18 protein-coding genes are annotated in these 20,759 nt (G+C 52.5%); 7 read left to right on the top strand and 11 right to left on the bottom strand.

Annotated features, from left to right (window positions below; translation table 11 throughout):
- Positions 1-344, top strand: a 344-nt coding sequence (locus P1U71_RS15370) for a cupin domain-containing protein (protein ID WP_301106510.1), incomplete at its 5' end; no start/stop codon positions are given.
- Positions 337-2,157: an allophanate hydrolase gene (gene atzF / locus P1U71_RS15365; RefSeq protein ID WP_301106509.1), complete on the top strand. Its 1,821-nt coding sequence runs from the start codon at positions 337-339 to the stop codon at positions 2,155-2,157. The genes P1U71_RS15370 and atzF, both read left to right, overlap by 8 nt.
- Before the next feature lie 228 nt (positions 2,158-2,385).
- Here atzF and P1U71_RS15360 read toward each other — a convergent pair whose 3' ends face one another.
- The 6 genes from P1U71_RS15360 to P1U71_RS15335 form a co-directional block, all read right to left on the bottom strand.
- On the bottom strand, positions 2,386-3,738 hold the full coding sequence (locus P1U71_RS15360) for an MATE family efflux transporter (RefSeq protein ID WP_301106508.1): 1,353 nt from the start codon (positions 3,736-3,738) through the stop codon (positions 2,386-2,388).
- Between the two features lie 11 nt (positions 3,739-3,749).
- Entirely contained in the window at positions 3,750-4,472 is a 723-nt protein-coding gene (locus P1U71_RS15355) for a ferredoxin--NADP reductase (protein WP_301106507.1), read from the bottom strand.
- Between the two features lie 67 nt (positions 4,473-4,539).
- Positions 4,540-6,927, bottom strand: coding sequence for a TonB-dependent receptor (locus P1U71_RS15350; protein ID WP_301106506.1), 2,388 nt, complete (start codon positions 6,925-6,927; stop codon positions 4,540-4,542).
- 111 nt (positions 6,928-7,038) lie between these two features.
- Positions 7,039-8,007 carry a FecR domain-containing protein gene (locus tag P1U71_RS15345; RefSeq protein ID WP_301106505.1) on the bottom strand — a complete coding sequence of 323 codons (969 nt, stop codon included), beginning with the start codon at positions 8,005-8,007 and terminating at the stop codon, positions 7,039-7,041.
- Between the two features lie 75 nt (positions 8,008-8,082).
- Positions 8,083-8,598 carry an RNA polymerase sigma factor gene (locus P1U71_RS15340; RefSeq protein ID WP_301106504.1) on the bottom strand — a complete coding sequence of 172 codons (516 nt, stop codon included), beginning with the start codon at positions 8,596-8,598 and terminating at the stop codon, positions 8,083-8,085.
- Positions 8,599-8,909: 311 nt separating this feature from the next.
- Entirely contained in the window at positions 8,910-10,175 is a 1,266-nt protein-coding gene (locus P1U71_RS15335) for an amidohydrolase/deacetylase family metallohydrolase (RefSeq protein ID WP_301106503.1), read from the bottom strand.
- Between the two features lie 217 nt (positions 10,176-10,392).
- On the opposite strand from P1U71_RS15335, the gene P1U71_RS15330 reads away from it, so the two are divergent.
- The 4 genes from P1U71_RS15330 to P1U71_RS15315 are packed head-to-tail and all read left to right on the top strand — an operon-like array spanning position 10,393 to position 16,489.
- Positions 10,393-12,771: a xanthine dehydrogenase family protein molybdopterin-binding subunit gene (locus P1U71_RS15330; RefSeq protein ID WP_301106502.1), complete on the top strand. Its 2,379-nt coding sequence runs from the start codon at positions 10,393-10,395 to the stop codon at positions 12,769-12,771.
- Positions 12,768-13,595 (top strand): xanthine dehydrogenase family protein subunit M, encoded by an 828-nt coding sequence (locus tag P1U71_RS15325; protein ID WP_301106501.1) that lies wholly within the window; start codon positions 12,768-12,770, stop codon positions 13,593-13,595. Before P1U71_RS15330 ends, P1U71_RS15325 begins: the two co-directional genes overlap by 4 nt.
- On the top strand, positions 13,592-14,761 hold the full coding sequence (locus tag P1U71_RS15320; RefSeq protein ID WP_301106500.1) for a 2Fe-2S iron-sulfur cluster-binding protein: 1,170 nt from the start codon (positions 13,592-13,594) through the stop codon (positions 14,759-14,761). The genes P1U71_RS15325 and P1U71_RS15320 overlap by 4 nt, the downstream gene beginning before the upstream one ends.
- A gap of 57 nt (positions 14,762-14,818) precedes the next feature.
- The gene (locus P1U71_RS15315) at positions 14,819-16,489 is read left to right on the top strand and encodes a MarR family winged helix-turn-helix transcriptional regulator (protein ID WP_367281204.1); all 1,671 of its coding nucleotides are present in this window, start codon (positions 14,819-14,821) and stop codon (positions 16,487-16,489) included.
- 7 nt (positions 16,490-16,496) lie between these two features.
- Here P1U71_RS15315 and P1U71_RS15310 read toward each other — a convergent pair whose 3' ends face one another.
- Complete coding sequence (locus P1U71_RS15310) at positions 16,497-16,844, bottom strand: Rieske (2Fe-2S) protein (RefSeq protein WP_301106498.1); 348 nt, start codon at positions 16,842-16,844, stop codon at positions 16,497-16,499.
- A gap of 32 nt (positions 16,845-16,876) precedes the next feature.
- Here P1U71_RS15310 and P1U71_RS15305 point away from each other — a divergent pair, with 32 nt between their 5' ends.
- Positions 16,877-17,620 carry a phosphoribosyltransferase gene (locus P1U71_RS15305; RefSeq protein ID WP_301106497.1) on the top strand — a complete coding sequence of 248 codons (744 nt, stop codon included), beginning with the start codon at positions 16,877-16,879 and terminating at the stop codon, positions 17,618-17,620.
- Here P1U71_RS15305 and P1U71_RS15300 read toward each other — a convergent pair.
- The 4 genes from P1U71_RS15300 to P1U71_RS15285 form a co-directional block, all read right to left on the bottom strand.
- A complete protein-coding gene (locus P1U71_RS15300) occupies positions 17,617-18,333 on the bottom strand; it encodes an ABC transporter ATP-binding protein (RefSeq protein WP_301106496.1) in 717 nt (238 codons plus the stop codon). The two genes, P1U71_RS15305 and P1U71_RS15300, sit on opposite strands and share 4 nt — an antisense overlap.
- Complete coding sequence (locus P1U71_RS15295) at positions 18,326-19,084, bottom strand: ABC transporter ATP-binding protein (RefSeq protein ID WP_301106495.1); 759 nt, start codon at positions 19,082-19,084, stop codon at positions 18,326-18,328. Before P1U71_RS15295 ends, P1U71_RS15300 begins: the two co-directional genes overlap by 8 nt.
- Positions 19,081-20,055, bottom strand: coding sequence for a branched-chain amino acid ABC transporter permease (locus P1U71_RS15290; RefSeq protein ID WP_301106494.1), 975 nt, complete (start codon positions 20,053-20,055; stop codon positions 19,081-19,083). Before P1U71_RS15290 ends, P1U71_RS15295 begins: the two co-directional genes overlap by 4 nt.
- A partial coding sequence (locus tag P1U71_RS15285) for a branched-chain amino acid ABC transporter permease (protein ID WP_301106493.1) occupies positions 20,055-20,759 on the bottom strand: 705 nt, incomplete at its 5' end. The genes P1U71_RS15285 and P1U71_RS15290, both read right to left, overlap by 1 nt.

Below are 20,759 nucleotides of genomic sequence, written 5' to 3'. Positions count from 1 at the left end.
TTCCGGACGGGTGGAAAGATTATGCTTTTGAACCCTTTCAGCCAGGCGTCGAAATCTGCTGGCTGCTCGAAGGCGAGCCTGGGGTTGCCCTGCTGAAATATGCGCCCGGCGCGAAGGTTTCAAGGCACCGCCATGCCGGTTTGGAGACCATTCTCATCCTTGACGGATCGCAGAGCGATATGAACGGCCGCTATACCAAAGGAACCTATGTTGCCAATCCCAACGGCAGCGAACATGCCGTCTGGTCCGACGAGGGTTGTGTCGTCCTTATTCAGTGGCAGGCGCCTGTCGTTTTTGTCGATGAACCGATAGTAATTTCGGAAAGTGTCAAGTCCGATGATTGATATACCCTTTGATATGAACAGCCTGCACCGCGCATATGCCAGCGGAACGCACGTATCGGAAATAATTGCCGAATGCTACCGGCGTATAGAGGAAGCCGCCGACCCCGGCATCTTCCTGCAATTGGTCGATCAAGATGCCGCGCAGGAAGAGGCGAAAAAGCTCGGCGCGTTCAATCCGGTTACAAAGCCACTCTGGGGCATTCCCTTTGCCGTCAAGGACAACATAGATGTCGGCAGTATGCCCACAACAGCGGCCTGTCCCGCTTATGAATATGACGCCGACGCTGACGCCTTTGTCGTCGCGCAGCTTAGAAAGGCCGGAGCCATCCTGATTGGCAAGACCAATCTTGATCAGTTCGCAACCGGGCTGGTGGGTATTCGCTCACCGTACCCACTGCCCAAAAATGCAATCGATCCGGAAATTGTGCCCGGCGGTTCGAGTTCGGGATCCGGCGTAGCGGTAGCACTAGGGTTAGTGGGCTTCTCACTCGGAACCGATACGGCAGGCTCCGGACGCGTGCCCGCCGCGCTGAATAATATTGTCGGCCTCAAACCGACTCTCGGTGCGCTGTCGACATCGGGTGTCGTTCCGGCCTGCAGAACACTGGACACAATCTCGATTTTCGCGCTGACCGTTGAGGACGCCTATCGCGCTTTTCAGGTGGCAAGCGACTTTGATCCGCTTGATGCCTATTCACGTGAATTGCCCGTAAATGATCTACAGGAAGTGCCATCGGTATTTCGCGTCGGCGTGCCGACGATAGAAACCAGAAAGTTCTTTGGAGATGCCATCCAGGCCGCCTCCTTCGACGACGCACTCACCTCCATCACGGCGCTTGGCGGTGACATCGTCGAGATTGATTTTACCCCCTTCTACGACGTCGCGAACATGCTCTACGAAGGGGCCTGGGTGGCGGAGCGTTTCACGGTCATCGCCGAACTTCTGCAAAACAACCCGGGTGCCATCCATCCGGCGACACGCGCCGTCATTAGCAAGGCGGAAACCCTATCCGCCGCTGATGCTTTCCTTGGAATTTATAAGCTTCAGGAGCTAAAGCGCCTGGTTGCACCGCTTATCAATTCGGTGGATATGTTCTGCGTTCCCTCAATCCCGACATTCTATTCGCTGGCGGATCTGGAAGAAGATCCCATCGGCCCAAATGCACGGCTTGGCACTTATACAAATTTCGTCAATCTCCTCGATTTATGCGGAATTGCTGTTCCCGTTGCCGCCCGGACCGATGGACGGCCCGGAAGCGTCACACTTCTCGCCAAGGCTGGTGAGGACGCCCTTATCGCCAGCCTTGCCGCTCTCCTGCATTACCGCTCCGAGGTTCTTCTCGGGGCAACCAACTGGACACAACCGCTACCGCCACAGGTTAAACCAGCCATCTCCAAGGATGAAATCTGTCTGGCGGCGGTAGGCGCGCATATGTCCGGCTTACCGTTAAATGGCGAGCTTGTTAAACTCGGCGGTCGGTTTCTTAAGGACGCAAAGACCGCACCAGTTTATCGCCTCTACAGTCTTGCTGGCGGCCCTCCTTATCGTCCGGGCCTGATGCGCGACAAAACAGGAGCCATGATAGATCTGGAAATCTGGGCAATTCCCGTAAGGAAGTTCGGTGAATTCCTTCGTGGCATTCCCGCGCCGCTTGGAATTGGCACGGTATCTCTTTCCGACGGGACAACCGTAAACGGTTTCATCTGCGAGGCCGCCGGGCTTGAGGGTGCCGCTGATATTACCAAGTTCGGTGGATGGCGAAAATTCCTTCAAGCGGATAAAGAAGTGCTATCATCTATAAACGCCTCCTAAAATGCCTCATCTTCACCCATTCAATATGCTGTCTGGCTTTATGCCCGATTTACGCTGAGCTATTGAGGATCTTTTAGCAGAATGAGGCCTTGATAGCGAAAGTGAAATGCCGGATTTCCTTGTATAATCAAAGCGAAACGTCAAAGCTGACTTAAAACTGATCCGAAAACTACTCAACAAGCAATGCTTTGAACCAATGCAATTTGTAATAGATATGCTGAAATCCTGTCATACCGCAGCTGCAGCGGGATCCTCAATGATCTTTAGTCGCTGCCAGTTTCGATAGCGCCAGAGCAGGAACATGGATGTCGCTTTGACAATCTCCTCAATAATGTAACCATACCACAAACCCTTCACCCCCATATCCATAACGCTAACAAAAAGCCAGGCAAGTGGCAGGGCAATGGCGAATGTGATCGACAGGTTCACGATAACCGGCCGGTTGACGTCCCCTACTGCCTTTAACGAGTTAAAAAGGATAAGGTTGATCGCCTGAAAAGGTATGGAGAATATATGTAAATAAAGAATTTCCTCCGCCGCGGACACAATTGCCTGATCCCGCGTAAAGAGTTCGAGAAAAAACTTCCCGAAAACCGCGATTAGAAGCCCAAATAGCATGACGGTAAAGCCGGTTATCACCGCCGTTTTCAGGGCCCTTCTAAAAGCAATTTTATGATCCCCAGCCCCTTTGTCATATCCAATCAGGACTTCATTCCCATAGGAAATAACCAGAACAATCATCGCCAGAAGCTGGGTGATAGTCAGCGAATAGGATCGCGTCAACACAGCTGTAACTCCAATCCCGGCGATCAAGGAGACGAGAAACAACTGATACAGCTGATACCCAAGGGCTTCACTGACGCTGGGGTAGGAAAGCTTAAGGATCTTCTTCGTCTGGCGCCATAGTCCGGGGGGAACTTTAAAGACGTCCAACCCCAACCTCCACTGAAGCAGCCAGATCAGCAAAAGAACATTGATCCCCCGGATCAGGATTGTCGAAAGGGCCGCACCGTAAATCCCCAGCTCTGGAAAGATCCAAACTCCGTATATGAGGACATATTCGAACAACAGATAAACTACATTCCCGACAAACCCTATTAACAGAATTTCGAGGGTCTTACCAAAGCCTCGCAATGCCGCGAGGGCTGTAGTGACAAATCCATAAAAAATGAACCCGACGGAAATGCTATAAACATAAATCAAGACATCTCCGTAAATCTCAGGAGGCGTATTGATCCAGTCGGCATAAAATGTTGCCCCGCCGGACAAAATAGCGGCAATCAGCATGCCGAAAATGACACTTGCAATAAACCCAATTCGGGCAATATTTTTAGCATTCTCAAGGTCACCCCGCCCGAGATATTGCGATATCAATATCAACGCCCCGATGGACATCAGACCGGACAGATCATATCCAATCCCCAAAATCTGATTGGCCATGCTGACCGCCGCCGCCAGATTGTCTGAATAATTCGACAGCAGCATTGTATCGGCAAAGGTAACCCCGATGGTCATCAGACCGAACAGGAACAGCGGTAAAGTGAGTTGGAACAGGTTCTTGCGTTTGAATGTTTCTGTCATGAGCGGCGCAATCAGTAGCTGAAATCTTCGGTATGAATGGATGCAGGGTCTATCCCGGCCTGCCCGAGATATTGCTTTACATCCCGGACGAAACCACCCGCACCGCAGAGGTAAATCAGGGCTTCCGGCTCTTTCTTCAAAGCAGCTTCAATCGCAGGAAGAAGGGTATCCCGTTTGACGAATGAAACTTTGTCCGTTACGCGGGACCAGAAATCCTGATAAAGATATCCTTTGCCTGCGTAGACGAGCGACCAGTTGGATTTACCCTTCGACAGGAAGTCTGCCGCCAGGGACCGAACAGGCGCGATTCCGATACCACCGGCAATCAGCAGGACTGGGCGTTCCCAATCCGCCTCTTTCAGTACAAAATCGCCTTTGATAGCGTAGATGCCTAGCCGGTCACCAATCACGGCTTTTTTGAACTTTCTCTTGAAGCGGGAGCCGGACGCCAGATCCATACTGATGAGGAAACACCCCTCATGCGGTGCATTGGCAAAAGAAATATGTTGCACATGATGGTTATCGATAATCGCACCGGGAGCGATGACATGGCCATATTGGCCCGCGATAAATTCCGGCGGCGAGGCAGCATTCAGCACGAATGTGTAGACGGATCCATACTCACGCAGAATACCGTCAATCGTAAATTCATGAATTTTGACGCCCTGATTTCCTCGCCAGTGACGGACCCGAAAATAAATCGGCCTTAGAATAATTTTGACCCATTCAGGCATCAATTTTCCCTCAATTACAGAAAAAGAAGGCGGTCCAGCCGCCTCCTATAAGTCAGACAAAGAACGACTAAAATTTGTAGTCAAGCTGGATGCCGAAAGTTCGGCCGTCTCCAATAGTGGCGTCATTGCCGGCGGCGTTAATGCTTGTCAGATATTCCTCATCAAAGAGATTTTCGACGAAGCCCGTAAGTTTGAATCCCTTATATTCATAGCCAGCGCGCATATTGGTCAGGAAGATATCGTCCAGCAGTTGGGTGCTGCTGTTCGTCAAAGCTGCGTTTGAATAGAATTTACTAGTGTAGTTAGCATCCGCCGAAACGAACATGCCAGTAGGATGCTTATATGTTCCGCCAACGGATGCCGTGACTGCCGGTGCCTCCGGGAATTTATTTCCATTACAGGCACCGCCCGCACAGGAAGAGGCATTGACATCACCCAGCTTCGTTTTCAGCAAGCCCAGCGCGGCAAACCCACTAAACCCATTTTCAAAATCCGCGCGACCTTCCAACTCTGCACCGTAGGAAATAGAACCATCCGCATTATAGGAATTCAGTGTCGTGCCATCGAGGATGGTGACCTGCTGGTCCTGGTAACTGTTGTAAAAGACATTTGCCCCCCAGGTGAAGTTCTTCAGGCTCTGGTCACGCCAGGACAATTCTGTCGTCCAGACATATTCTGGCTTCACCTCTCGGATCGTTGTATTCGTTTCCTCAACGACCTGACTGAAACCTTGGCGATACCCTCTGGACACCATAAGACCAAGGGTTTGATTTTGATTGAAATCATACGCCACGCCCGCTTTAGGCAGGAAAGCCACATAGGACTCGTCCACATCCATGTATTTATTGAACGTGATATCAAATCCGGGTGTGTTGACCGCGCCGACCACATTTCGTTGCAGATAGTTGCGAACACGGTCCTTCTGGATCCGTCCGCCGCCGATTACGCTAAATCCATTCTCGAACTTGTAGCGCATGTCGGCATATGCGGCGTAGGTTTTGATATGGTTCTCTGCCTCGGCCGTCACGAGCGTTGCAAATCCTGCAAGATTGATATCGGAGTCGGAGTCATTCTTGTTATTGGAATGATACAGCCCAACCGTCCCATTGAAACCGTATTCCTTATCGAGAGTAAGCCGAAAATCCTGGGCGAAATTCGTGTCTTCGCGCGTATCTTCACGAATGAACACTGTATTACCCGGCGCCGTATCGATGGATAGATCGGTTTTCTGCAAAGTTGTCAATGACGTCAGCGACAGATCTTCATCCAGATCGTAGTTCACTTCGACACTATAGTTATTGATATGCATTTTCCGCAGCTCTTCCGTGGAAAACCCGGAAATTCCTGAGTTAAACTGCCGCGCATATAAATCTGTGCCGTTCACGGCTGAGGCAGCGGGTTGGTCATAAACATCATTCGCCATAAGGGTGATGCTCAAATCTTCCATCGCGGCCGGTAAAATCAGTAACTTGCCCCGAATACTCCAGTATTCATCCTTATTGAGGGCGTAGTCTTCGGGGTTTGTCTGGGTAATATCCTTTTCCTGATTTCGCCATTCACCCGCAAGCCGGAACGCTACCTGATCCGACACAGGTCCTGAAGCCATCAGAGCACCGTCCCTGCGTTGCAGGTTTCCGGCAACACCCTGAGCCGCAAATTCCCAATCGAAAGTCGGATCGTTACTTTCCATCACGACAGCACCGGCCATCGAATTCGGACCATAAAGCGTGGACTGAGGGCCGCGCAGAACTTCCACCTGCTGCATATCCCAAGTACCACGAGACCCACGCCGCAATGCTTCAGATGACTGCGGAACACCATCGATAATGACGGAAATCGTAGGCGCCGAGTTCTCCGGCTCCGACACGCCGTCAGCGCTCACACCGCGTATTTGCATACCCTTGTTACCGCGGCTGCTATTAAATTTCCGTACGTTCGCCATCGTGTTGAAAGCATCGCTCAGATCATCGAGCTTGTAGTCTTCAATTTCCTGCTCAGTTGCCACGCCCACGCTTGTCAGGGTTTCCTGATAGCTTCTCTCGATTTTCTCGCCAACAATTGTCAGCGGCGCCATGTCAATGATTTTGGATTTGGGGCGGGCGACAATTGCGATAGCGCTGTCTTCAGCCTTCCAGTCAAGATTCGTGCCGGCCAGCAAAATTTGCAGAGCACTTTCAACTTTCATACTGCCTTTGACAGTCGAGCCCTGTAGTCCACGCAGCAGGCCAGGGTTCGCCGAAATCTGAAAGCCCGATTGAATACCAAACAAGGTGATCGCATCCGCCAATGGTTGGGCGTCAATGTCAAATTCCTTTGTTGCCTGAATTTCAGTTGCCGTTTGCGCCTTTGCCTGCTCTGGCATTGAGATCATCATCGATGCAAAAGCAACAGACGCCAATAGCGTCGAAGCAAAAATCCGCCGTGTTTTCTGGCCTCTTGAGATAAGAGCCGTCATGTCAGTCCCCCGATTGAAACAAGCACTATTAAGAATAACTATTATTTGCAGTAAGCTTTGTTTCTTTGACGCTCGGGCACAGGCGTGTGTTCAAAAAAAGATCTCTTTTTTCTATTTTTTTCCAAGCAGGATAACCCAAGGGGTTATTTTCTGGATTTTAATGGGGTGGGAGCGCGCCAACATGTCCAAGGCTTTTTCCGGCTCATTCAAACGATATACGCCGGTGACCTGCATTTTTCTGAGCGCGTCATCAGAGATATAGATCACTCCGTTATGATAGTCTGAAAGCTGATCCACAAGCGCTTCGAGGCTACTCTCCCGGGCGACAAAAAGATTTTCCCGCCAACTCGCAATGCTATCGACCCGAACGGTATCCTTCTGCCAGTTGGCATTGGCATATTGTCTGAGACGGTCACCCAACCCTAACTTGAAACTTTCCGAGCTTTTGGCGTTGGTAACCGCGACAGTTCCTTCCGCGACGGACACCTCAAGCGCATCGAGGCGCGTGGCGACCTCAAACGCGGTTCCCAGTACCTTTATCTCAACTTCCCGGGTGGAAACGATAAATGGCTTTTCAGGGTTCTTTGCAACATCAAAAAAGGCGCTGCCTTCAATAAGCGAAACCTGACGCTCATTCTTCTCGAACTGAACCGACAGCTTTGTCTCTGGTGCAAGCAAGACGTGGGAGCCATCTTCCAGATCGATATTTAATGACTGGGCTATCTCCGTCGTATAGACCGTGCCCGGAATATTTTCAGAAGGAACAGCAAAGAGGAATAATACGGTCGCCATCACTATGCCAGCAGTAACAAGGTAGGATCGCCGGGAAAACCCTGATTTTTTTGGGGTCGGCGGAAGAGCAGCTATTTCTTCAATCTTAGTCTCTTCACTCTCGGGCAGGGCCTTGAACAGAGAGGACATTTGCTGGAGTTCTTTCCACTCCCGACCTCTTGCGGGATCCGCCTTCAGCCAAACCTCCAGTTTCCGTCGTAGTTCAGGATCTTTTGGTTGTTCACGCAACGCGATCATCCAATCAATCGCAGACGTCGGCTCGCCAATTTCTTTAAAAATATCAACCATAAGGTCTGAATTATCCCCCAAGCACCATTTTTTGGCTTCTCATAATAGACGTTTAACCGACGGTAAATGTTCAGATCAATGTTTTTGACGTTGAAGGCGACGGCGACAAAATTCCACGCCATCCTTGATGATGGCATGCGCCTGCCCCAATGAGATATCCAGCTCATGAGCAACCTCACGGAGGCCTAACTCATCCTTCCAATACAGCAGAAGTGCCTGCCGTGTGCGGTCAGGCAGCTCCTTGAGAGCGTCCTGCAGCATGGCCAGTTCATGCCGGGCAAGCGCTTCCTGCTCCGGTCCGGGCTTCACGGTATCCTCAATTTCCAGGCTTTCGGAATCTGAAACAACCACATATTTCATTTCGCGCTGCATACGCCTTCGGGCATCCAACGACAACGTCCGAACAATGGTTCGCAAATAAGCAACAGGCTCATCGAACTGCTGCTTCTGTGCGGCGCGGGAAAATTTCATCCACGCCTCCTGAAGCACATCTTCAGCAGCCGAGAAGTCACCCACAATCGACACTGAAAATCGCATCAGATCTTCGCGGTTTTTATCATAGATGTTGAGCAGGTCGGCCTGAGCGTACATGCAGCGTCATTTCGTTTACAGGATTATTTCGCGACTATAATTAATAATAATTATCATTTGCATAAACAACCTGCCAGATAAAAGTTTTATGGGAGCCTTTATACCTGAAGAAAATCTCAAAAATTGTGGCGGAAGGCGTTATTACCTTAGCGTGCAGGCCACCTTAAAGCTGATACGTAAGCTCCTTAAGAAGCAAGGCTTCGCCGAAGCATTCGCAGTTTGGGCGCCTGTAAGCTCTGCTGCCTAAATAGGTCTATTGAGGATTCTTCGCGCACACGGGAAGTTAATATGACAATACCCTGGAACCGATTTTATGCGACAATGGCTTCCGGGACAAAGACTGACGTCGCATCGAACCTTTTACCGGCACGCAAACAAAATGTTGGCCTGATAAGCTTTTCTGCCGCCACGGTTTCACCGCTATTATCGGATAGCTTAAATCGCCCAGTTTCAATTTTGAGAACAGAAATATCCGCTTCGCGTCCCACCGCAATACTGCCGATCTCATCTTTCATTCGCAGCAATTTCGCGGGATTGCAGGTGACCATTTCAATGACTCGTTCCAAAGGAACACCGAGATGCAATAACTCCGACATGGCAATGGTCAGATTAAACGGCGCAACACCAGAAAAGGGGTTTGCCGCGCGTTCAAACTTATCCTTGGCATCGGGGATTGTGACATTATAACCATGCATATCCGCCCCAAGCGTGAAAGGTATGATCCCCGCATCCAGAATTCGCCGGGCAACATCAAAACTAAAATGAGACCCGTGCCCGACATCAACCAGAATCTGTTTCTGTTTCACGGCTTCGAGCAAGATCGGATGGATCTCTCCTTTATCGGAGACAAAGCCGCCGGGGTGGCGCGTGAAAGGATGCGCCAAGACATCCCCTTCCTTCATGATTGGTAACAACTCACGAATAAGCTCATCGGATGACGGAATAGGTGCGCTACTGCTCGTCGGCCACAATTGACCGAGGTGAATATAGAGTGGAAGGTTTGTTGCCGTCGCCATTTCCTGCCCGATCTTGATGACGTCCATTCCCCACCGGGACTGGCCGCCGATTTCCGCATGTGCCTTAATCCCTTTAACCAGATCCAGGTTTTCCTTCGCCACTGTGATCGTATGCTCTGCATTCACACCGCTGGGCCCGTAAAGCTCCGGGTACAAATGTCCCTCCAGGCCGCCGACGAGATAGGCCGATATAAAAGCGAGGACACGGCTGGCCGACGGCTTCGCGATAAAGTTTCGAAAGCCACCAATCGTCATGCAGCTCGGGCCGCCCTGATCAACCAATGTCGTCACCCCGGAATAGACCCCGACGAGATCAGGCGACAGTCCGAATTTGCCGGTGACATGTTCATACACATGGGCGTGGGTATCGATCATTCCGGGGATGACATGATGGCCCGCCACATCGATCCGTTCAACCGCCTCGACTGATTTGAGGCTGTCACTTACTGCGGTGATGACGCCATCTTGAACCCCGATATCGTAGTTCCCATGCAACCCGGTTGCAGGATCGATCAATGTTCCGTTTTCCAACACAACATCAAGAGGTTTCACATTACTCATCGTCGGCTTCCTTTTATCTTTTAGACAGGCTTTAAATGAAATATATCTCGCAGTGCACAATGGGAAAAGGAAAAAAGTTGTAATAGCTAAAATTATATCTACAATTATTTTTGAAAATCCATTATCGTGTTCTTGTGCGGCGCAATATTAACAGATCCGGGAACCAGTCTGGCACGCCTCCAAGGTTGCGGGGTTTTGGCGCAAGTGAAAGGTTGATATGAGTAACGATCAAGAAGTCAAAGAACGCGAGACGGGCATCGGCGCGCGGCTCACGCGAAAAGAAGATGATCGCTACTTAAATGGCAAGGGCCGCTATATTGCCGACATGCGTATGCCCGGAATGCTGGAGCTTGCGTTCTTACGGAGTCCGCTTGCCCATGCCAGGATTACGTCTCAGACGAAACCGGAACAGACGGAAAACAGGGTATTTTTCGGCCGGGACCTAGAAGGAGTTTCCGGTATTCGCGCCGTTTCCGGATTACCGGGGTTTCGCCCGTCGACCCAACCCATACTGGCAGATGAAAAAGTACGTCATGTGGGGGAGCCAATTGCCGCCTGCCTTGCTGCGAACCGGGCGCACGCCGAAGACCTCGCCGATCAGGTCGATATCGTCTTTGATGAACTGCCAGCTGTTCACGACATGACCAAGGCCCGCGACAAAGAGAGCCCCTTGCTGCATGAGGATTGGGACGAAAATTCCTTCCTTGAAAGCAACGCCGATATCAATTTCGAAGCGGCCATAACGGATGCCGACGTTATTATTAAACGCAGATTCAAGACGGCTCGACAATGCATGGCCCCCATTGAAGGGCGCGGCCTTATTGCACTCTGGGACCGAAACCTTGAGCTCCTCACGCTCTATTCCGCAACGCAGATGCCGCATATCGTGCGTACGGGTCTGGCAGACTGCCTGAATATGGATCATGGGCAAATTCGTGTAATCGCGCCGGACGTCGGTGGCGGGTTCGGCTATAAAGGCATCCTGCTCGCCGAAGAAGTCTGCGCCTGTTTCCTTGCGATGAAGCTGGATCGCCCCATCCGTTGGATTGAGGATCGGCGCGAACATCTGATCGCGGGCGCCAATTGCCGGGAACATAGCTATGAAATTACGGGCTATGCAAAAGCGGACGGGGAATTGCTGGCGGTGGATTGTACCGCCATTGTTGATTCCGGCGCCTATTCCAGCTACCCCTTCTCCGCCTGCCTGGAGGCCGCACAGGTCGCCAGCATCTTGCCGGGGCCCTATATTATGCGGGGTTATCGCTGCAAGACATGGTCGGTTGCGACCAACAAACCACCCATTCTACCCTTCCGGGGCGTCGCCCGAACCGGAGTATGTTTTGCTCTGGAGGTTCTGCTGGACAGCATTGCAAGAGAGCTAAAAATTACGCCCGAAGCCATTCGGGCACGCAATCTCGTGCCGCCGGAACAGATGCCCTTTACCAATATCACGAATAAATTCTTTGATAGCGGCGACTATCCCGAGGCTCTTGAACGCGCCGTTGCAGCAATCGACGTGACAGGAATTCGCGCCGCGCAAGAAAACCAGACCGGCCGGACCCGGATTGGGGTCGGATTATCGATTTTCTGTGAACAAGGAGCGCATGGCACATCCGTCTATCACGGATGGGGCATTCCGATGGTGCCGGGGTTTGAGCAGGCAACCGCCCGCCTGACGCCAGATGGCGGCCTCGAATTGCGGGTTGGTGTCCATAGCCATGGTCAGGGTTTGGAAACAACTCTCGCACAGATCGCCAATAGTGAAATCGGGATTGACCCGGAAAAGATCAAACTCGTCCATGGAGATACTGCCTTTACTCCCTACTCCACCGGTACATGGGGATCGCGGTGCATCGTTATGGCTGGCGGCGCAGTTGGTACCGCCTGTGAATCGCTGGGCGAACGCATCCGCAAAATCGCAGGCCATTTATTGCAGGCCGACCCTGATGAAATCATACTCGAAAATGGCATGGCATGCTTCGGGAGTAGCGCCATCAGCATTGAGGAAGTGGCACGGACCTGGTATCTGAAACCGCAATTACTGCCCGATGATGTGGACCCCAGAGGTCTGGATGTTGTCGCCGGGTATAAAACCACCAAAGACACGGGCACCTTCTCCTACGCATGCCATGCGGTGAAGGTGGAAGTTGATATGGACCTTGGCCATGTGCGTTTGCTCGACTATGTCATTGTTGAGGATGCTGGCACGATGATCAATCCGATGATTGTAGATGGTCAGGTCTATGGCGGCGCAGCGCAGGGTATCGGAACTGCCCTGTTTGAGGAAATGCGCTTTGATGCCTCCGGTCAACCACTGGCATCAACCCTTGCGGACTATCATTTACCGCTCGCCTCCGATATGCCGAACATCCGGATCGAACATATGGAAACCCCTTCCCCCTTGAGCCGTTTCGGCCAAAAGGGCATTGGGGAGAGCGGAGCCATCGGCCCGCCTGCGGCGATTGCAAATGCGGTTAATGATGCCCTTTCCTTTATCGGCGTTGAAGTCGCAGAAGTCCCGATGACGCCGGAGCGTGTCCTGTGTGCAATAGCAAGTGCCGAGCTTTCAAAACCGACTAAGGGAGACTCAGTATGAAGCCTGCCCTATTTGACTTTGCCGTTGCCCACTCATTGGCAGATGCCCAAAGCGCTCTCCGCGGGGGCCAGAACAAGCCAGTATCCGGCAATCAATCGCTTGGGCCGATGCTGAATTTGCGGTTGGCCCGCCCTGCTGGATTAGTCGATATTTCCTTGCTACCGGAATTGCGCGGTGTTGAGGAGTATGAGGACCATGTTCGATTCGGGGCCGCCATCACCCATGCAGAGATCGAGGACGGAGAAGTTCCGGACCCAACCGGTCACTGGATGCGCGATGCGGCAGCCAATATCGCCTATCGTGCGGTGCGTAACCGCGGGACAATTGGCGGCAGCCTCGCCCATGCCGATCCCGCTGCGGACTGGGTAATAGTGATGACCGGACTTTGCGCGACGGCCCTTGTGCGCGGGCCTGAAGCAGACGCGGCTTTGTACGCCATTCCCCTGGAGGAGTTTATTACAGGCCCCTATAGCACGGCCCTCGACCCGGAAGAAATTCTGGCGGCTGTAGACGTGCCCAAACCCGGTGATGGCGCGCGTTGGGCCTATTGGAAATACACGCGACAGGTCGGAGAGTTTGCCAAGGCAAGCGCCGCGATCCTGGTTGATCCGTCGAAAAACCGCACGCGCATCGCAATTGGGGCGCTGGGCCGACAGCCCGCCCTTCTCCTCAACCCCGAAGCCGTGCTTGATGGATCACAACCTCCAATGGAGGCCTTGTCTGCAGCCATCCCGGACCAGCCCGCGACCGCGCTTCATCTCCATGCCGTTGCCCTATCCAGAGCTCTCGAGCAGATAAAAATAGCTAAGGAATTTTCAGCATGACCGATACGACTGTCGATCTTGTCGTCAACGGCACGCCGGTTTCCGAAACAACGGAACCCCGCACGCATCTAGCTGATTTCCTGCGTGAAGACCTGCTTTTGACGGGAACTCATTTGGGGTGTGAACAAGGCGTCTGCGGTGCCTGCACCGTGTTTGTCGATGGACGGCCGACGCGATCCTGCATTACGCTGGCTGCGGCGTGCAAAGGCGCGGAAGTTCGCAGTGTCGAAGGGTTTGATGATGATCCTCTGATGCTGGCGTTACGCGATGCCTTCAAGCGGCACCACGGCCTTCAGTGCGGTTATTGCACCCCGGGCATGCTGGTAACCGGTTATGATATTGTCCGGCGTCTTCCCAATGCCGATACAGACCGTATCCGCAAGGAACTGTCCGGGAATTTGTGCCGCTGTACCGGCTATGCCGGAATCGTTGCAGCAATTGCCGATGTTCTGGAAAACAATCCACCCGCCGCGAAAATTCAACCGCAAACCAGGGCAATGCAAAACTTTGGGAAAAGTGCCGTTGATTCGATTGAGGTCATTTCAGAGGCCTCCTCCACCGTCGCGGCTAAAACAACCGGCGCGACCGGAATTCCGACGAAACAGTCTCTTGCCACCGCGCCCGCCCTTTCTCGAACACTGAGCTTTGATGCCTCTACGTCTGAGATATGGGATATAATATCGGATCCTGAAAAGATTGCGTCCTGTATTCCGGGCGCCCGCATCGACAACATCACCGACGACAACCTGTTGCAGGGGCAATGTGCTGTCTCAATGGGACCGATCAAGGCGGCCTTTACCGGCACCGCAAAAATGGACTTGAATGAGACCGAAAAATCCGGTCATGTAATTGGCCGTGGCAAGGATGGCCTGAGCCGCTCCCAACTTGATGGTATGCTCGATTTTCGTGTATCCGAAATGCCAGAAGGCGGCGCAGAACTCGCCCTAGATATGACCTATAAATTGACGGGCCCGTTATCGCAGTTCAGCCGCCCCACTCTGGTGGCCGAGATTGCGGACCGTATTCTGGATCAGGTCGCCGCCTCAATCGATGCGCTTGCAAAGGGGCAAGAACAGGATCAGACAACACAAACCAATATAAATGGCTTATCCCTGCTGGGCGCCGCATTCTGGGGTTGGATCAAAAGGGCCTTGAGGTTTCGCTAACTTTGTTTCACTCTTAAAAGAAAAATTGATAATGACAACAGTTCAACGGCCGATTTCATGAAACAAGACGACACAGCTACCGCATCCTCTGATCCATGGCGAAGCGGATCCCTGACATCGCGCCCCGGAGTTCTGATCCGTCGCTTACATCAAATTCATACTGCACTGTTCGCACTTGAATGCGGTGACCAGAACATCACGCCTGTAATGTATTCTGTCCTATCCGCGCTCCAACAAAGCGGTGCGGTGGATCAAACGACCCTCGCCAAGGCGGTCGCAATCGACAAAACCAATATGACGGATATTCTGGACCGGCTTAAAAGACGCGGACTGATTAAGCGCCGGGTTTCTAGCAGTGACCGGCGTGTCCGCCTCACTTCCCTCACCGAGGAAGGGCGAAACATTCTCAATACTCTGGATGAAAAAGCGCACCGCGCACATGAACGCACGATCGAAAGCCTCTCGCCCGAAGATCGCCCGCGTCTGATAGAAATGATGACGCAGATAATTAACGCAAATACCTCTAACGTTGACGAAAAAATTCCATCTAATGCGTCCGCCGATAGTAGTGCCGCGAGTATATCCCGTTCCTCTTTGGCGACGCAGCAATCCTACAAGAAACTAATAGCGGTTGAGCCAGCCCTGACACGCATTGAGAAGCTTGAAGACCTGATCCCGGACCTGCCAAGTCGGACCTTGTTGCATGCGGGCCCTCCCTTTTCTGATCTGGGCAATCTGCCCAGACCCATGCGCAATTCACTGGTTGCGGCAGCTCAACTTGAAGGTTGGACCACATCTGAGGATGATGCCTTCACCAAGTTGAAAAGTGGTAAAATTCACCTCCGTCCCGCGCAGGATTTTGGTGTGGTAACGCCGTTGGCTTTTATCGTCGGACCCAGCGCTTATTGCCTTGAGGTAGAGGATATAGCAGCGCCCGGCCATCGCAGATTTTCTCCCTTGAATGATGGCCCCCTTCCCTACGCGCTTCGGCTGGGGAATGGGCATCCTGATGGACTGGCACTGTTACACCGGTTGTCAGAGCATATTGGCGCAGTCCTCGCAAAAATGCTGACCGCCCCGATCCCCTTGCTACCAATTCTGGATCATGGCTTGAGAAACGGAGATGACCTGCATGGTCAGGTCGCCGCAACACAAGCACAATTTCGGAGTTTGTTTCCAGACCCCAGCGACCCTGAAACGACAGCTTATCTAGCATCAGCCGGTCAGTTTTCCCTGAACATCATCATGGCAACGGCCGCGCTTATGATCGGCGCGGGGGCCGATGTTGCCGAAAGTAATATGGTCATAGCCTGCGGCGGCAATGGGCAGGACGTCGGCTATAAACTCGCATCAAATCCGAGTTCATGGGTTACACGTCCGGCCTTGCCGCCGGTTGGGGTCAAATTTGAAGGCCAGGAAATGGCGGAAGCATTACCCGCGATTGGGGACAGTGCGGTGATTGATGTGCTCGGCTTTGGCGCGGCCTGCTTGAGAACCACCCCCAGCTTGGCCGAAGGATATCGCGGTCATATTCATCCCGATTTCTTCAGCCCTGCCGCGCATGCCCCATTCATTGGGCCGCACCCCGCTTTGTCGGATAGCAGTATCATGGTCGGACTGGACCTGACGCGCCCCCGGACATGTTTGGGCATTAACCTTGGTATGGTGGAACGAACGGGAACGACGGGGCTGATCGGGCGCGGCGTTGCTCCCTGGCCGGAGGGTTAGGCAATCTTCAATCATGCCCAGATATGACCGCCAAAGGGTGCGCCAGCGATACCATTCCCGCTTCTACCCGGACATGATACTCACGCAGTGCAGGCAGTTGCCAACCGGGCCCGCAAGTGCCGTCGTGAATATCGAAAGAAGCCTTATGGTGAGGGCAATGCAAGGAACCCTTTGAGATGCTTCCCAAAGATAATCTGGCGAATTGATGCGGACACAAACCCTGGTAAGCCTTGACGGCATCCCCGACCTTCAACAGGATAACAATGGTGTCCTCGACGATTACCTCCAAAGGCTGATCCGCGGTAATATCTTCAACAGAGGCAACCTTTTGCCATTCACGCATTTCTTTTTTCATATAACTGCCAGACCCTGAAAAGAGTTTCACTTATGACACAGCCGCCGCCATCCCCTGACTTTATCATGCCCACTACAAGCTTCTGGCAAGAGCTGATCCCCGCCGGTGACCCAAGGGCATTGCAGGACCCGCCCTATCAATATGGTTATCCCGCTACTTTACCAGATGGAAGAGCATTGTTGTTGCCGTTGCGTAAACTTCCAGAAGGTCCCCGCGCCGTCGCCTCGCTTATCGCAAATCAGGCCAGCTTCTCCGTCATAAAATCCTTGTCAGCCGCAATGGTTGAGATCGCGAAAAGCTCCAATCCTGATCATATTGTCGGGCTCCCTACGTTAGGGTTGGCCTTTGCGCCAATGGTCGCCGAAGGACTTGGTCATCAGAATTTTATCCCCTTGGGCTACTCCCGAAAATTCTGGTACTCGGACGATTTGTCCGAGCCCGTTCATTCAATTACCAGCCCGGATCGAAGCAAAAAAATCTTTCTCGATCCCAACATGCTGCCGCGTCTGGAAAAGAAGCGCATCGTTATTGTCGATGACGCCATATCAAGTGGTTCGACAATCGTTTCCGCCCTCAAGCTCTTGCGTCGTCTCGACTGCGAGATAGTTGGTATCCTTGTTGCCATGCGTCAGGGCGTTCTTTGGAAAACCAAGCTGGAAAGCGAAATGGCGGGCGCGTCAGCCTTGGTAAAAAGTGTAATTGCCGCTCCGCTGTTTGAACGTTCTCCGGATGGATGGGTGCCAATTGCCGAAACAATTGACACGGGCGCCCCTTAAATCCCCATATAGGCTTCCTTGATTTTCGGATTTTCACCGAGCGCATCAGTCGTATCAGAAATTGAAACACGGCCCGTTTCAATAACAAAGCCGTGCTGCGCAATTTCGAAGGCGGTCATAACATCCTGCTCCACCAGCAAAATGGTCAACCCGGCCTTATTAATCTCCAGCAATGTTTCGCTCAATCGGTCGACAAGGCGCGGCGCCAGACCAAGGGAAAGCTCGTCAATCATCAATACGCGGGGCTTTGACATAATGCCCCGCCCGATAGCGCACATTTGCTGCTCTCCGCCGGACATTGTTGTTGCGTCCTGCGTCGCCCTTTCCTTCAGGATCGGGAAGATATCATAGACAAACTCCAGATCCTCCTTGATCGCGTCTCGATCATCGCGCAAATAAGCCCCTAGCATCAAGTTATCCTGAACCGACAGCCCCTTAAACAAACGGCGTCCCTCGGGCACATGGGCGATACCGGCTTTCAGGACCCCGTCGGGCAGCGTCCCCACAAGTTCCTGCCCGTCCAGTTTTATACTACCGGCGGTCGGCTTGACGATGCCGGAAATAGTGTTGAGCAGGGTTGTCTTTCCCGCGCCGTTGGAGCCAACTATGCAGGCAATTTCCCCCTTGTTGACCGAAAGGGAAATATCCCACAGAACGCGCACATCGCCATAACCGGCTTGAACACCATTAATTTCGAGAAACGACTCAGGCATGATGGGACTCCGCTTTTACGCGCGCTGCAAACTTAGAGCCGAGATAGGCTTCTACTACTTGGGGGTCTTCAATGACGGTGCGCGGATCGCCCTGCGCGATCAGCTCCCCGTGATGCAATACCAGTATTCTTTGAGAAATCGAAAGCACCACCTTCATCAAATGCTCGATAATCAGGATTGTTACCCCCCTCGCCGCAATCTTGCGGATCAACTCAAGGGCACCATCAATTTCGGAGGCATTAAGACCGGCATTCACCTCATCAAGGAGCAGAAACTTTGGGCGCATGGCCAAGCTCTTGGCGAGTTCCAACCGCTTCCGGTTTGGCAATGCCAGCGAAGACGCCGGTGTATCCGCGACAGCGTCCAAGCCAACAAATTTCAACTCCCCATGAGCCAGTTCCAATGCGTCCTGAACAGAAGCGGTACCCCCGCCGAACAAGGCCCCCGCAGCGACATTTTCCAGAACTGTCATATTCGGAAACGGCTGGACGATCTGAAATGTTCGCGCCAGCCCGCGCCTCGCGGCCTGAAATGCCTGCTGTCGGCTCACATCCTCTCCAGCGAAAATCACCTTTCCGGCGGATAGGGGATGCACCCCGGTTATCAGGTTGACCAGTGTCGTCTTGCCCGCACCATTTGGTCCGATCAAACCGATGATCTCTCCTTCTTCCAAGCTGAATGAAACATCATTAACCGCACGGTTACCGCCAAAGCTTTTGCTCACATTTTCCAGTCTGAGAATTTCAGTCATGAGCTCTTCTCCGCTTGCTTGGGTGCGTCACGTAGCTTTTGCATCAGCAATCCATAGAGCGCGCGATATTGGATTTTCAGCAACCCGTTTGGCAGGAAGAAGATCAGGAAAACGATAATACCCCCCAGGATGGCGCGGTTCCATTCAAGGAAATTAGCCCAGAACACCTCCTCCAGCATAACGAATACACCCGCACCCAGGACCGGGCCAAGCAATGTGCCCGCACCGCCCAAGAGGACCATGACCGGCACCTTCAAAGTCAGTAGGATGGAGAAGCTATCTGTCGGGTCTATATAGCCAACCCACGATGCGTAAACCGCCCCGATAGCACCGCAGAACACAGCAGACAAAGTATAGGCAACAATCTTGAAGGATGTCGTATTGACGCCCACCATATCGGCGGCGTCTTCATTCTGGCTGATGCATTTGAGTCCAAAACCCAATCGGGACCGATCCACATAGATGGACGTTAGGAAAGCGGCAATCAGGATCGCCAACATAACATAGAGAACAAGCGCCGATACCTCTTGCGGGCTGCCCTGCAAAAGCGGGACATTCAATCCATCTCCGCCACCGGTCAGGCTTCCCCATGACGATGTTATCAGGCGAGTCAAATCGACAATCGCGATTGAGCCAATAGCGAAGTAGTGCCCCTTCAAGCGCAGAATAATGGCCCCGAGAAGCGCTGCAAAAACTGTAACGAACAACGTCGCGAACAGCCAGGCCATCACCAGTGGAATACCGTTCCGCTGCGCAAGCGCACCCGCATAGCAGCCCAGCCCAAAGAAGGCGGCCGTAGAGAAAGAGGGATAACCGGTAAAGCCACCGATAAAATTCCATGAAACCGCCATCGCCGAAAACATCGCAATCGAGATTGCAATCCGGATCGTGTAGTTATCCGCAAGCAATGGAGTGGCCGCAATCATGGCCACCCAAAGCGCAAAGGCACCAAAATAAAGGAACTGCTTCATTACTCGTATCCCTTTACACCGACTAGACCCGTTGGTCGGACAATCAATAAAAACAACATGAGGACAAAACCAACTGTCGTCGCGTTCTGCGGGCCAATCGTGTAGCCGGCAAAGCTTTCAATCAGTCCAAGCGCTATTCCCCCTATCAAGGCGCCCGGGACGCTTCCCAAACCGCCGATCACGCAGATCACGAACGCTTTCCCCAAAAATGTACCCGTGAGGTTTGTTGTGATCGGGAAAACCATGGAAAAGATGACCCCTGCGGCCCCAGCCATAAAGGCACCGATGCCAAATGTAATGGCGTAGACATTATTCACGCGAATGCCCATCAATGTGGCGGCCTGCCGATCCATGCGGACGGCGACAATGGCCCGCCCAATCTTTGAGGCCCGCATCACGAGGAAAAGCAGTGCCGTCAGGAAAAGCGCCAGTCCCATGCCCATCAAGCGGTCAACTGGCAGATACATATCCCCGAGGTTTACCGTACCGAGATCCAGTGTCACACGCCGTGGTGTCGCAGTAAAAAAGACCGTCATCAGATTATAGAGAATCATATCCAGACCGAAAGTCAGGGTCAGGGTTGTCAGCACCGGTGACATAACGACTTTATTGATAAAGAAATACTGTAGGAGGTAGCCCAGTCCGAATAATGCCGTCGCAATAATGGGGAGCAGAAAAACCGGATTTACACCCGAATACTGCCA

Source organism: Sneathiella sp. (assembly GCF_029233945.1).
GTDB lineage: Bacteria > Pseudomonadota > Alphaproteobacteria > Sneathiellales > Sneathiellaceae > Sneathiella.
The sequence above is the reverse complement of the archived record's forward strand: the minus strand, read 5'-3'. Positions and strand labels throughout refer to the sequence as shown.